This window comes from Colwellia sp. 6M3 (assembly GCF_014077595.1).
Taxonomy (GTDB): domain Bacteria; phylum Pseudomonadota; class Gammaproteobacteria; order Enterobacterales; family Alteromonadaceae; genus Cognaticolwellia.
Genome location: NZ_JACGWF010000102.1, coordinates 1 through 13,414, shown reverse-complemented (window position 1 = coordinate 13,414; position 13,414 = coordinate 1). Strand labels below are relative to the sequence as shown.

General features: G+C 36.1%; 12 protein-coding genes. 5 read left to right on the top strand and 7 right to left on the bottom strand.

Going from position 1 to position 13,414, the window contains the following annotated elements; genetic code table 11:
- The 3 genes from H4J50_RS16495 to H4J50_RS16485 all read left to right on the top strand — a co-directional run.
- Window positions 1-836, top strand: an 836-nt coding sequence (locus H4J50_RS16495) for an ABC transporter permease (RefSeq protein WP_182257395.1), incomplete at its 5' end; no start/stop codon positions are given.
- Between the two features lie 162 nt (window positions 837-998).
- The gene (locus tag H4J50_RS16490) at window positions 999-2,660 is read left to right on the top strand and encodes an amidohydrolase (protein ID WP_182257394.1); all 1,662 of its coding nucleotides are present in this window, start codon (window positions 999-1,001) and stop codon (window positions 2,658-2,660) included.
- A 2-nt stretch (window positions 2,661-2,662) separates the two neighbouring features.
- A complete protein-coding gene (locus H4J50_RS16485) occupies window positions 2,663-3,031 on the top strand; it encodes a VanZ family protein (protein WP_182257393.1) in 369 nt (122 codons plus the stop codon).
- Between the two features lie 216 nt (window positions 3,032-3,247).
- On the opposite strand, the gene H4J50_RS16480 is transcribed toward H4J50_RS16485, so the two are convergent.
- Window positions 3,248-4,207: a diguanylate cyclase gene (locus tag H4J50_RS16480; protein WP_108455332.1), complete on the bottom strand. Its 960-nt coding sequence runs from the start codon at window positions 4,205-4,207 to the stop codon at window positions 3,248-3,250.
- Between the two features lie 2 nt (window positions 4,208-4,209).
- On the bottom strand, window positions 4,210-5,352 hold the full coding sequence (locus H4J50_RS16475; protein WP_108455331.1) for a response regulator: 1,143 nt from the start codon (window positions 5,350-5,352) through the stop codon (window positions 4,210-4,212).
- Between the two features lie 215 nt (window positions 5,353-5,567).
- Between H4J50_RS16475 and tpx the strand changes: the two genes are divergently transcribed.
- Both tpx and H4J50_RS16465 read left to right on the top strand, forming a co-directional pair.
- Entirely contained in the window at window positions 5,568-6,212 is a 645-nt protein-coding gene (gene tpx / locus H4J50_RS16470) for a thiol peroxidase (RefSeq protein ID WP_182257392.1), read from the top strand.
- A 396-nt stretch (window positions 6,213-6,608) separates the two neighbouring features.
- Window positions 6,609-7,076: an Hsp20 family protein gene (locus H4J50_RS16465; RefSeq protein ID WP_108455329.1), complete on the top strand. Its 468-nt coding sequence runs from the start codon at window positions 6,609-6,611 to the stop codon at window positions 7,074-7,076.
- Window positions 7,077-7,218: 142 nt separating this feature from the next.
- On the opposite strand, the gene H4J50_RS16460 is transcribed toward H4J50_RS16465, so the two are convergent.
- The 5 genes from H4J50_RS16460 to H4J50_RS16440 all read right to left on the bottom strand — a co-directional run bounded on the left by H4J50_RS16460 (window position 7,219) and on the right by H4J50_RS16440 (window position 13,246).
- The gene (locus tag H4J50_RS16460) at window positions 7,219-8,556 is read right to left on the bottom strand and encodes an amidohydrolase (protein ID WP_182257391.1); all 1,338 of its coding nucleotides are present in this window, start codon (window positions 8,554-8,556) and stop codon (window positions 7,219-7,221) included.
- Between the two features lie 765 nt (window positions 8,557-9,321).
- Window positions 9,322-9,693: an MGMT family protein gene (locus tag H4J50_RS16455; RefSeq protein WP_310733277.1), complete on the bottom strand. Its 372-nt coding sequence runs from the start codon at window positions 9,691-9,693 to the stop codon at window positions 9,322-9,324.
- A gap of 14 nt (window positions 9,694-9,707) precedes the next feature.
- Window positions 9,708-9,941 (bottom strand): SDR family NAD(P)-dependent oxidoreductase, encoded by a 234-nt coding sequence (locus H4J50_RS16450; RefSeq protein WP_182257390.1) that lies wholly within the window; start codon window positions 9,939-9,941, stop codon window positions 9,708-9,710.
- Window positions 9,942-10,242: 301 nt separating this feature from the next.
- On the bottom strand, window positions 10,243-12,321 hold the full coding sequence (locus H4J50_RS16445) for a UvrD-helicase domain-containing protein (protein ID WP_081149275.1): 2,079 nt from the start codon (window positions 12,319-12,321) through the stop codon (window positions 10,243-10,245).
- Window positions 12,308-13,246: a TOPRIM nucleotidyl transferase/hydrolase domain-containing protein gene (locus H4J50_RS16440; protein ID WP_310733278.1), complete on the bottom strand. Its 939-nt coding sequence runs from the start codon at window positions 13,244-13,246 to the stop codon at window positions 12,308-12,310. Before H4J50_RS16440 ends, H4J50_RS16445 begins: the two co-directional genes overlap by 14 nt.
- Window positions 13,247-13,414: the final 168 nt, after the last annotated feature.

Below are 13,414 nucleotides of genomic sequence, written 5' to 3'. Positions count from 1 at the left end.
ATGATCATGGCATCAACACACTAGGTTTAGAGCTTATAGCGGGTGCTAACTTCAAACAAGGTGATGTTGAGTTACGTAAAGATGGTCAGTCAACGTGGCCCGATAAAACCATTATTACGCAAGCTTTCGCAGAAAATTTATACCCCAATGACTGGCAATCTGCTGTAGGAAAAACGGTTTATATTTCACAAACACAACCCATGCAAATTATTGGAATTGTGAAAGCATTACAAGCACCATGGAACGGTTGGAATGGGGTCGAACGCAGTATGCTTGTACCATTTCAGCGTGAAGCAAAAGGCGGTTATTATTTCATTCGTACCGAAAAAGGAAGACGGGACGAGTTAATGCCGATTATTGAAAAAGCATTAGCAGAAAGCGATAAAGAACGTATTATTCGTCGCGTAACAACGACTGAAGATACACGAAACCGAAGTTATCAGCAGCATAATGCAACGAATAAAATATTAACCACCGTTGTCATAACCTTAACCTTAATCACCGGCTTTGGTATTGTCGGCCTAGCTATTTTCAGCATTAATCGTCGTACAAAACAAATTGGCACTCGTCGTGCGCTCGGTGCAACAAAAGGGCAAATAATGCGTTATTTTATGATGGAAAACCTTATTATCTCTACTTTTGGCAATATTATCGGTTGTATTGGCGCTATTGGACTCAATATGTGGTTGGTTAGTACCTTTAATTTATCCCCAATAGGTTTTGAATTAATACTTTTTGGTATTGTAACGTTATTTGTTGTTGGGCAAATAGCTGTACTATACCCAGCACGTAAAGCCGCATTAATACCGCCAGCAACAGCAACTCGCACGATTTAGCCGACTAGCTTACATAACCTAATAATTATTTTAGCTGAAATATAGAGCCTAAAAGCTCTATATTTTTTATAGTTGAAAACTTTCTATTACCTCTTCGAAAAAGATGATACTTCATTATTTTTCATGCTAGTATTTGCCCACTTAAGTATCCTAGGAAGTATTATGAAGAGTCTATCAAGTGCAGTAAAAGTAGCGCTATTTCTCGCCACATTGAGCCCCGCAATCGCTATTGCAAAAACTACACTAATCACTAATATTCAAGGCTATACCATCAATGGACAGAACCTTGAAAGCTTTAGCGCCATTGCATTTACTGACGATAAAATTGATAAAATCTATTCAGCAAAAGATGCATTACCATCATCAAATAAAATAACGATTATAGATGGTGAAGGCAAGACACTTATCCCAGGGTTGATTGACTCTCACGGTCATATTTTAAGTTACGGCTTAAGTTTATTGCGTGCAGATTTGGTCAATACTACCTCTGAACAAGACGCTATTAATAAAACGCTAGACTATGCAAAAAACAATACCGAGTTAACATGGATACAAGGCCGTGGTTGGAATCAAACTCAATGGCCAAGTAATGCCTTTCCTACTGCAGAGAGTTTAGATAAATATTTTCCAGATCAGCCTGTTTGGCTTGATCGGGTTGACGGCCATGCAGGCTGGGCTAATTCAAAAGCAATGGCATTGGCGGGAATCACTAAAGACACTGTATCGCCTGATGGCGGTGAAATAATTAAAGATAAAAACGGTATGCCAACCGGTGTTTTTATCGATAATGCCATGGACTTGATCAATAAAAGTATCGCCCCTTTAACCGTTAAAGAACAAAAACAAGTGTTAGTAAAAGCGATGGACTCTCTTGCCAGTTTTGGCCTGACTAGTGTTCACGATGCCGGTATTGATACAGACAACCTTAATGCTTTTAAAGCGTTAAGCCAAGAAAACGCCATGAGCATTCGCGTTAATGCCATGCTGTATTTACCATCGCCTAATTGGCAGCAAACATTAGCCAGCGGGCAATATCGTAGTAAAGACGATATGTTCACTTTTAATAGTGTAAAAATTCAAGCCGATGGCGCTTTAGGTAGTCGCGGAGCAGCATTAATTGAAGATTATTCTGATCACGCTGGCCATAAAGGCTTACTGCTAAATACTCCAAAAGAGTTTGAAAACTTAGTAGATACGTCAATGCAGCAGGGTTTTCAAGTGAATAGTCACGCTATTGGTGATCACGCCAATAAATTGGTACTAGATACTTACGAAAAATATATTAAAGCAACAAAAACAGGTGCTTTACGTCACCGCGTTGAACATGCTCAAGTACTGCGCATTGAAGATATCCCAAGATTTGCAGAACTAGACGTCATTGCTGCTATGCAAGCAACCCATGCGACTAGTGATAAAAACATGGCACAAGATAGACTTGGGCCAAATAGAATATTAGGCGCGTATGCCTGGAGAAAACTCTTAGATGCTAACGCGGTTATTGCTGCAGGTTCTGATTTCCCGGTTGAATCACCTAATCCATTTTTTGGTCTACATGCCTCAATTACGCGCCAAGACCATAAAAATAGCCCACAAGGAGGATGGTTTGCTGATGAAAAAATGACGCCACTAGAATCATTTAGAAGCTTTACCCTAGATGCGGCTTACTCTGGTCATCAAGAAAACATTATTGGCAGTTTAGCAAAGGGAAAGAAAGCTGATTTTATCTTGTTAGATAAAAACTTATTTACCATCCCAGAACAAGACATTTGGACAATCAAAGTTGATAAAACATGGGTGAATGGCAAATTGGTCTATAAAAAATAACAATGCTAACCATAATCACAAACTTTATTAAGCGCTTTTGGCAAGCGATTACGCTGGTCGTACTCACACTTATAACCGTTGGGTCATTGTTTCCTGTAGAACACTTACCTGCAGCGCCTGGCAGCGATAAAACACATCATTTTATCGCCTATTGCGCCTTAATGTTACCGGTAGCATTAAGGCGGCCAAAATATTGGTTAGCTTTTGCTTTATTATTTATTGTCTGGAGTGGCTTAATTGAATTGATTCAACCACATGTTAACCGCTATGGTGAATGGTTAGATATGGTCGCTAACGCCGGTGGTGTTTTAATAGCGATAGTGCTTAGCCAAGTACTGCGCTGGTTAACTACACCTTCTAATAAGACGTAATTTAGCTAAATGAAAAATCATAGCGACTAAAACACGTTTACATTCATTATATCTGCGACTAAATAAGATTGTTTCAAAGATAAATAAAGCCTAATCCGCTTTATTTATCTTTGAATGTCAACATAACTTAGTTCATATTAACTTCACTGTTTTTCAATACGTTAGCATCATTTCAATTGTTAACTTTCAAAGCGGTTAACAAAATCGAGTACAGCTTTATTCCTGATAAAGAGTCACCCTATTTCGGCCATTATTCTTTGATTCGTATAACGCTTTATCAACATTTTCAAGCCACTGAGAGACCGAGTTATAGGTTTCAAGGACTTCGGCAACGCCAATACTAATGGTGTATTTTATCTCAATATCATTATGAATATAGACTGAAGACTCAACCGTTTTTCGTAAACGTTCAGTAAATATCAACGCGTCTTTGGCATGAGTACCTGAGAGTAAAACTACAAATTCTTCGCCACCATAACGCCCTGCAATATCAGTTTCACGTACTTGTTCGCGAATTACTTGTGCTAGATGCTTGATGACATCGTCGCCAACTGTATGACCATAGTTGTCATTAACCACTTTAAATTTATCAATATCCAACATAACTAATGTACTGGTAAGCTTATGACGAATATATCGCTTAAATTCAATCTCTATACATTGTTGCCAATGATTTCGGTTAAATAATTGAGTTAAACCATCAACTTGACTCAACACCGCTAAATCAGCATTAGCTTGCTCTAATTCTATTTTATGAGTGGCATTATCAGTAACATCGTAAACTAACAAACACAGATGAGAAACGCCCCCAGTAGAAGACATTAATGGAATAAATGTTGTGTTTTGGTACATAAATTCAGCGCTACCGGTTATAGGACGATAATTATCAAACTTAAAAACATACGGGCGCTGCTCCCAAATCGTAAAAGCTTTATTCTTCAATAAAAATACTGACTCAGCTTTACGACGAAACCATTCTTCGGGTATTTCATCAAAAAGCCCAAACACTGACTTTCCTTTAACATCACGAGGCAATAATCCACTATGGTTCTCCATAAAACCGTTCCAAATTTGGATGGTGTAATTACGGTCGAGTACGACTAAACCAACCTCGATGTTATGAAGCATTTCCATCATCCAATGTAACTCATTTAACTCTTCTGTTTGCACTGACATGATTAATCCAACAAATAAGCAATTTTATTATTAAATGTGGCGACTGATTTTTCTGTAAATAGCAGAAGTAAATCACATTTAATGGCGTAATTTTCAATTCCGTAGCTAATCTCGATGGCGAGCGTTTTCTTCCACTTTTTAGTATTGGTCGCGATGAGTTCCGATATTTTTCTATGTTGGCCTAGTACTACTGGGTGGCCTTGACTAAATGACATATCTAGTTGCGACGAAATACCATTTAAGCAAGCACCAATAAGAATATTGGCCATATCCATCAGTAACTCTAACTCAACGGTCTGATCAAAAGTACTTGCTGAATTACCGGCTAAGTTACTGCTAATGGAGTCGTCATACTTCATTAAAGAGGCGATATCTTTAAAGCTAGAGTCATTAAGAATAAGTAATGCTTCACCAGAAATACCCGCACCAATAAAGCCTTGGCATATGCCTGATGTGGTATCTTTGCCCTCAACATCGCTAAGCGCCATGGTAAGTTCGCTTACTTCGATAAAATTTACATTCGGAATGGGAAGTACGACAAAAACACCCAATAAGCGGGCGAGTAAATCCCCCGCTTGTCCCATCGCTACATTAGCAATCTCCTGATAACAATCAAGTAACTTACTATCTACTTTGAACTCACTCTGATCCGAATGTAGTGATTTATTAACCGCTGAATTTTGACTTTCGACGCCAGCATTATCTTTGTTTTCGGGTGCTGTTTGTGATGGTTTTTGTCTCGTGGGTGCGCCTGCTTCAGAAATAGCCACGTCATCAGAACTGCAAATACCATAAGCTAGCAAAACTGTCGCAAGCTTATCTTTATCTATAGGTTTTTTGATAAAATCTAGTGCACCTAATGCTGTGACTCTTTTGTGAGCTTCGGGCTGAATATCACCCGATATAATAACAACTAATGTTGGCAGGTCTTCTTTAACAATGGCTTCTAACACTTGATAACCATCCATTACAGGCATATTCAAATCAAGTAATAATATATCTCCTTTACCCGCTTTAATTGCTGATAAAGCTTCAACTCCATTAGTGGCAAAAGTTATATCTACATCCCAACCAATTGGCAGCGAACGCGCGACTTGTTTTCGCGCCATAGTAGAGTCGTCACAAATAAGTAAAGAAGTTGGCATAACTGAAAAATCCTAAGTTACTGTAGGAGAATGGATCATTAAAATGTTTGTAAGTTATACAGCTAATAAATTTAAGTGACTAAATAATCGATATAAACTCACAGCACTACCTTAAATCATAGTTTGATTTTAAAAATAAAACACGATTAATTCGCATTTTTTACGTCACCTAGGTAAGCTTGAGATCTATTTTACCTTAAGTAAATAACCTAATAATGAAAATTTTAAAATTACCCGCAATTGCTCTACTCAGCTCAGTATTTATGTTTTCAGCAATGGCAGAAACTTCTGCTGCTGAATTGACCGAAACAACCAACTTAGTTATGGCAGGCAATAAGTATGTAACTTTGCTAGGTAACCAAATAAACGTGGGTGATCAAGCACCTGACTTTAAAGTAGTAACAGAGTCATTCTCTCCTGTTACATTATCTGAATTTAAGCCTAAATCCGTATTAATTTCAGTGGTACCAAGTTTAGATACTGGTGTTTGCTCTATTCAAACTAAACGCTTTAATGACGAGGTCGCAAACCTACCTGAAGATGTTGTTATGTTAACAATAAGCAATGATTTACCTTTTGCTCAAAAGCGCTTTTGTAAAACAGAAAAGGTAGACAATATCAGAGTATTATCAGACGCGGTTTGGCGTGATTTTGGTCATAATTATGGTTTACTGATTAAAGATATGGGGTTACTAACACGCGCTATTATCATTATTGATACTGATGGAGTAGTCGCCTATAAAGAATTAGTCGCGAACATCTCTCAACACCCCGATTATGAAACAGCTCTTACAAAATTAAAATCAATGAGCCAAACCGTAAAACCCGTTGAACCGACTATGAATGAGCAATCGGAATAACGACATTTTAGTTATTATAATAGTCAGGGGCGAGTAAGATACTACCCTCTGACTATAACAACTTAGCTAGCTACGGAATAATCCCACCAAAAAATCAAAAAATCAAAAAAAACAATAACCAATGAAAACAATGAGATGCAAAAATAAAACTTTAATATTTCATTTTATTTGAAAAAATAATTAGAATTGCTCTTGAAATTATATTCATTAATCCCATCTTTAATAGTGTAGTCGCCGATAGGGTCTACATTAACCGCCTGTTCAATTTTGAAAGGCACAATTAAACTCTGAAAACATTAAATTTCAGATGTAATAATTCGCAGCATAAGCTGGTATTAGCATCCGAAAATATTTACAGAGACAACATATTGCTAAACTTTAAATAGGATATGAATTATGCGTACAACTACAGATTTCAGCCCACTTTACCGCTCATTTATTGGATTCGATCACTTAGCTGGTTTAATCGACAAAGCATCAAGAGCAGACAAACAATCTTCTTACCCTCCGTATAACGTAGAGTTACTCGCCGAGGATCAATATCGTATAACCATGGCAATAGCTGGTTTTGCTGAGCAAGAGCTTGATATTGAATCTAAACAAGACACCTTAATTGTCACCGGTACTAAAACTGGCAACGTCAGCAATGCTGATCGTAAGTTTCTCCATCAAGGCATTGCTGATAGAAACTTTGAACGTAAATTTCAATTAGGTGATCATGTTAAAGTTATCGGTGCATTTATTGAACATGGTTTATTACACATTGATTTAGAAAGAGAAATTCCAGAAGCGTTAAAACCAAGAAAAATTGCTATTAACGGTAAAAGTTTATTGCAACAAAGTAAGGTTTTAGATAAAAGTTAACACTCTACTTTGATTTGTTTCTCCCTGTTATTTTGCCCAGTCTTTGACTGGGCTTTTTTATGCGTAATTAACAGTAAAAAGTTATTACCGTTAATTACGCTATAGCTCTTATTACTACTTAAGAAATACGACTTAACTATTCCTACTTAGCCATCACATCAAGTAATGCGTGAACTGTTGCCTCTACACCCGATTTAATGGCAGGCGCTGGTGTTATTTTAAATTGTGGACTGTGATGACTCGGCACAGGTAGACCACCATTAGCAGCACGTTCAAAATCGGCTTTTGGCGTTCCACCTACTTTAAAGTAAACGCTAGGAATATAAGGGTCTGTCGTAAAAAAGCCAAAGTCTTCCGCACCCATACCTGTTTCTGCAGGTTCAAGTAATGCATCGGCGCCCATTTTTTGGTTTAATACGCCTTTCAAGCGCTTGGCCAGTTTTTGATCGTTAAATGTCGGCGGGAAAGCAAATTCACTCACCACCACTTCAGGTAGCTTATCTTCTGGCATACCTGCAGTGCGCGCAGTGCCAATGGCTATTCGTTTAATTGCCGAAAGTAGTTGCTCACGCACTTCAGGTGTTAAGCTACGAACAGTCAACTGCAGCTTAGCTTCATCCGAAATAATATTGTGTTTAGTGCCCGCATGAAATGCCCCGACTGTGATAACTCCAGCATAGCGAGGTGCCAATTCACGGCTAATAATCGTTTGTAAGTTATTAACAATTTGAGCACCAATCACAATTGGATCTTTACCTTGGTGTGGCGATGCACCATGAGCACCAATGCCATGCACCGTTATATCAACCGTGTCAGCGCCAGCATATGGAGAGCCTTCATCAACAATTATTTTACCTGCTTCTGAGTTAGCACTAACATGAAATGCAAAAGCATAATCAGGCTGTCCAAAGCGCTGCCATAAGTTATCGGCCATCATTGCTGAAGCACCTGGACCTTTTTCTTCAGCAGGTTGCCCTATAAGCATTAACGTGCCTGACCATTTATCTTTGTTTTCAGCCATATAGCGTGCAGTACCAACTAAGCTTGTAATGTGAACATCATGTCCACAAGCGTGCATAACGCCCACAACTTCATTGTTCCAATCTTTCATTTTGACCGTAGAAGCGTTCGCTAAACCTGATTGTTCAACGACAGGTAACCCGTCCATATCAGCTCGAACCATCACCATTGGCCCTATGCCATTTTTCATTATAGCGACAATACCTGTTCCGCCGACACCTTGTGTAACTTCATAGCCAACAGCGCTCAACTCTTGGGCTAAACGTTTTGCTGTTTTAGTTTCCATTAAAGACAATTCAGGATTGCGATGAAAATGATCCCATAACGGCGCTAAGTGCTGTTGGTAATCTTTGGCAATAGCGTCTGCAGTATTTTGCTCAAAGGCTAAAACATTACTGGCAGTAAAAGACGATAAAGTTAGTGCAGATGAAATTAAAATAGATAGTAAATGGCGATTCATTGTTGGCTCCAGATATAGTCAAAATATAATCCAATATTTATAATCAGTGAAGAATAAAACTTGATCCATCGTTGATCATAACCCACGGAAAATTGATTAACTTACTCTACCTAGGCTAAAACTCAATGTCTTGTATTTTCGTTAAGCTGCAAGTACGAAAAGATAACTGACTTCTTTCTGTACTTAATTGATTTAAATTTCGAACAATAATTATCAATAAAATAAACGAATTATGCTCTTCTGAATTCTCAACTTATTGCTTAACTAAAACTCTTTTTGATGATTGATCCTACTTAGAATGTGCATTTTTTAATGATGTTGTTTACTTCTTGATTTATGAACCTCGGGGATATGAATTTTTTAACAACAAATATAGTTTAATAAACTCGCTTAGAGATAAGCTTATAAATATTGCACACTTCTTGTTTATGTTTTATGGAAGTTTAAGCTTTTTTAACCAATGAATTTTTATTAATAACCGTAAAAATCACTATTTACTTATTAAGCGTTACCCGTCTAAATTGGCAATAAAAAATAAGGCGCGGTAACAAAAACTGGCTTAATATCCGAATGTTCTTTAATCAATGAAAGTAATCAATTTTAATCAAGCTAACACTGCAAATCTTGTTATCATGGAGGTATATATTACCTTAACTTAGGTGTATTCGAATCAAGCCTGCATGTGTAACAGTGACTGAGCTATAATTAAACCTGCACACACTAAGTTTGTCACCACTCATTTAGCGGTTGTTTTCATCAAAAACTTTACGTATCTAACGTAAATAACAACTCGGCTAAAGTCGGTTGCCATTGAAAGGTTTTTAAATGAATGCGTGCGCCAATAACGATGACTTGCTCATCTTGAAGTAATCCGCGTTGCCGTTCAAAGTGCTCACTACCCGGTGCAAATGAAATCTTTCCTTGAGAGTTAATTACTCGATACCAAGGTACCTCTCGCCCACGCCAACCATCATTAAGGACAGCGCCTAGCGCTTTCCCAACTAAACGTGCGCGCCCAGGTAAACCAGCTAAATCTGCAATTTGGCCGTAACTGGCGACTTTTCCCAAGGGGATTGCCTGCACGGTTTGCCATATTTTTATATGATTAACATTTAAAGGCTTAGCAATATTTGGCACTGGTTGTGCCTTTATCACCAAGGTAAAATACTGCCATTAGAGTGTTTAAAAACGCCACTCTCTATCAGGGTAAGATTATTAATTAAACCCACCAGTTTTTTAGCAGAATCACTTGCGCTGATATCCCCCCCGTAATTCACCATATCGGTTTGCACATAACCGGGATGGTAAACTCCAACCGCAACCTTGTTATGAGCTAGATCATGACTCAACGACATAGCTGCTGCATTTAACGCCGCCTTCGACATTCTACAACCTTTTAGCTAGTAGTGTTTGTAGATGTTTGGTGAGTGAGTGAGTGCTAGATAAGATGGAATAAAGGTTTTAATGGACACAATATAAAAATAAGGTGTAAAAATAACATCTACTGTAGATATTGTTATAATTAGTGAAAGTAACAGCTAACAGGCTCAAACCTTAATTGATAATGTAGATATTATAGTAACTTTAAAGGTCTTAAATTATCGACCATATTGTTAATAACCGAAAAACTGAAGTGGACTAGCTTTACAGACAAAAAAGTAAATAAGCTATCTAAGCTGCTACTGGTTAAACATAAGTTACATCCCAAACATCTTCATTAATAGTTAATGCATTAAATCTAGTTTCTTCTACAGCAAAGGCTAATAAATGTGTTGGTCTAGAAAAGCCAACGTACAACATTTTAGAGTATCTTTTTATATTATCCATTTTTGTATTTAACGTGCTAATTTCATCTTGCCGTTTTATAGCTCCTTTTTTACCTTTTTTATTCAATTCAACAATTTCAAAATTTAGTTGGTTAATTTTTTTTTCAATGTTATTAATAAAATCCATACTACATACACCATTAAATACTTCACTTAATAAAGTAGATTCATACTCACCATAATAAAAGGATTCTAAATATAAAGTTGCTAAATGCGTATTCCCTTTTACACCATGCACTGTGTTGAATAAAATATTACTATTTGTTAATTCAGGCGTAGCGGACTCGTTAATATTCGGTAAATAGTGATCATATAAAAAATTATGTTCTGGAATGTATTCTGGGAATAATTCATTGAAAATTGAAATAATATAAACTTGTAGTTCACCCAATACATCCTTGTGGTTTCCCCTCATTACGTTGATTGACCACATGTAAATATTCTTTTCAAATGTTACCTCTTTTTCATTTAATAGTGACTTTTCTAGCAGCAACTTTCTAAAAGTCGATTCTTTAAAGAATTTTCCATCATCACCCTTAATATTCACTATTCTAAGCGATTTCATAATTGCACTTTTAATGTTGAAAGCAATTGGTTTTAAACTGCTATCAATTTGTTCAAAACAGATTAAATATTGCGCTAAACAGTTATACTCACTTTTAGGTTTTTCTTGTTCACGGCTATAGCTTGGATAATAACTAGGTAGCGTGATTTGTATTTCTTTATCTTTCTTCCCTGTAACCCATGCTACAGCTGCTATTGTCTTTGAAGAGGAAGAGGGGAGTATGCCTTTCTCAGTTAACTCATTAATTATCGATGTGTAGAACTCGATTACTTTTTCTTTATTTTCAGTGGTATAAATAAGTATCAGTGGTTTTATATTACTATCTGGATTTAAGCCTATTATATTCGATTTCGTTAAACTGAATTGATTTGTGAGGCTAGCGATTTGAGGTGATAAACGATGGCTGCCAGTGATTTTTTTTACTATTTTTCGATCTATCCATATCTCATCTAATTTAATATCACCATTAAAAATCGCCTGGTTTTTATCGCCGACACGTTGGTATACAGATTTACAAATCTCGTTACCAAAAAACAACATTTCTAAAATTTGGTATTGGTGTTCATCCATATCTTGCATTTCATCAACAAATACATAAGAAAAACGCCGTTGAATAATATTGATTATCTGTGGTTGAGCATATAAGTATTTATAAGCTAAAGCATAAGCATCATCAAAGTGTAGATAACCTTCGGCAAGGACTTTCCACTTTAATTTAAATAAATAATCTAAAATATCTGACTTTTCTTCATCTGAATAATCTTGATAGTTTATGGACTTTGGTTTCGGCTTATTTATTTTTAAATTAGAACCATTTATTGTGCTGACTAAATCTCTACTCTTGGGTTCTTGCGAAAAACGATAATTAAATATCTTTGAGTCGTTACAGGAGAAAATATATTTAACTTTTTTGAACGACTCTCTTTGACCAAATAAATCGAAAGTTAATTTGTTTTTTATTTGCTGCGCATATGCTTGGTCACATATTTTAATAATATCATTTCCAAAGCTCTGCTTAAAATAAGGCTTAGCTAAAAACTCATTAACAAAGCCTTGAATTGTTCCAACAAAATTTGGATAAGAAAATAATTTTGGACAGTAAGGACCAATACGGTTTTTTATTTCATTAATTGCCGCATTTGTATGAGATATTACTAATACACCAGAGCCGCTTTTGAAAGGCATATAACGTTCAAAAATCAATAGTTTTGCTAAGAGAATCGTTGTCTTTCCACTGCCTGGGACGGCCTGTAAATCAAGCGTATTTAAGTCTTTTAAGAACTCAATTCGTTCATCATCGAATTTTTGTCCAGCTTTTAATAAAATAGATTCAGCGTATTTAATATCCTCATCAGTAATACTAATTACAGGCATCTTTAATTGCCTCCATAAGAGAAGCAATTGGCTGATCTGTTGTATCTAGTTTTATTGAATCATCATAATCATCTGAATTAGGGTCTATTAAATTTGCAAGTTGGTAAGAAAATTCAGTTTTTTTAATGTCTTTCCCTAGTAGTTTTTTGGCTAATTCGCTTCCATAATTTGAGGTGTCTATGTTTGGAAACATATCTAATAGAACAGATTCTACATGTTTCCCTAAAGTACTAGAAATAAGTAAACTATATTCCAAAGTCCAGCTTTCAGTTACAAAGACGTGAGTAGATTGATTATTAAACTTTTTTTCTATTTCTTCTTTTCGTAATAAAGATTGTTTAGTAACTTCAATTTCACAGCACTTGAGATAGTTGTATGTATTATTTTTACCTTTTTTAATAGCTTTGCCTCCGCTGTCTATAGCCAACTCTTTTTCATAAGCTGGTACATCCACATCGGTGATGATAGCAACAGGTAAAGTTAGATAAGGTTCTTTTTGTCTTAAAAAAATCTTAGCGAATTTTATAAACTCTGCGCTAGCAACGTTTACAATAGAAACACCTGCTTCTGTTATATCTTTAGTAATTAAACCGTCTTTTTTCATTTTTCTAGCAAGAGCAGGTATGAGTATTTCTTCAGACCAACCTTCAACCATTATTACGCCTTTCGCAAAAAATAAGTTTGCTTTGGTAGTGTCTAAAAATCGTTCTAAGTGTTTATAATCATCAGGAGCTAATAGCGTACATTTATTATTTAAGGGGTAAGCATTTTTATTGTGGCAAATAATAATATTTTCTAGTTTTACTTTCGATGCTAAGTTTGGACTATGTGTAGTTAATATTAGCTGTATATCTTGCTTATTTTGTAATGCTTCAATTACCTTCATCTGAGCTTGTGGGTGTAAATGTGCCTCTAACTCTTCTATTAAGCCTAATCTTAAACCTGTCCAATTATCTTTTTCTAAATGGTGACGTGGTTTAATAGATTCGACTACCCCAGTTAAGAGATAATGAACTTAACTGGAGATCGAAAATGACAAAACGTAAAAAATATTCAAAAGAATTTAAATTAGATGCCATTGCTTTAGTCAAAG

What these genes read in the sequence shown, in the direction of transcription:
- H4J50_RS16490 (WP_182257394.1), top strand. Translation starts at nt 999, where the DNA reads ATGAAGAGTCTATCAAGTGCAGTAAAAGTAGCGCTATTTCTCGCCACA.
- H4J50_RS16485 (WP_182257393.1), top strand. Translation starts at nt 2,663, where the DNA reads ATGCTAACCATAATCACAAACTTTATTAAGCGCTTTTGGCAAGCGATT.
- H4J50_RS16480 (WP_108455332.1), bottom strand. Translation starts at nt 4,207, where the DNA reads ATGTCAGTGCAAACAGAAGAGTTAAATGAGTTACATTGGATGATGGAA.
- H4J50_RS16475 (WP_108455331.1), bottom strand. Translation starts at nt 5,352, where the DNA reads ATGCCAACTTCTTTACTTATTTGTGACGACTCTACTATGGCGCGAAAA.
- tpx (WP_182257392.1), top strand. Translation starts at nt 5,568, where the DNA reads ATGAAAATTTTAAAATTACCCGCAATTGCTCTACTCAGCTCAGTATTT.
- H4J50_RS16465 (WP_108455329.1), top strand. Translation starts at nt 6,609, where the DNA reads ATGCGTACAACTACAGATTTCAGCCCACTTTACCGCTCATTTATTGGA.
- H4J50_RS16460 (WP_182257391.1), bottom strand. Translation starts at nt 8,556, where the DNA reads ATGAATCGCCATTTACTATCTATTTTAATTTCATCTGCACTAACTTTA.
- H4J50_RS16450 (WP_182257390.1), bottom strand. Translation starts at nt 9,941, where the DNA reads ATGTCGAAGGCGGCGTTAAATGCAGCAGCTATGTCGTTGAGTCATGAT.
- H4J50_RS16445 (WP_081149275.1), bottom strand. Translation starts at nt 12,321, where the DNA reads ATGCCTGTAATTAGTATTACTGATGAGGATATTAAATACGCTGAATCT.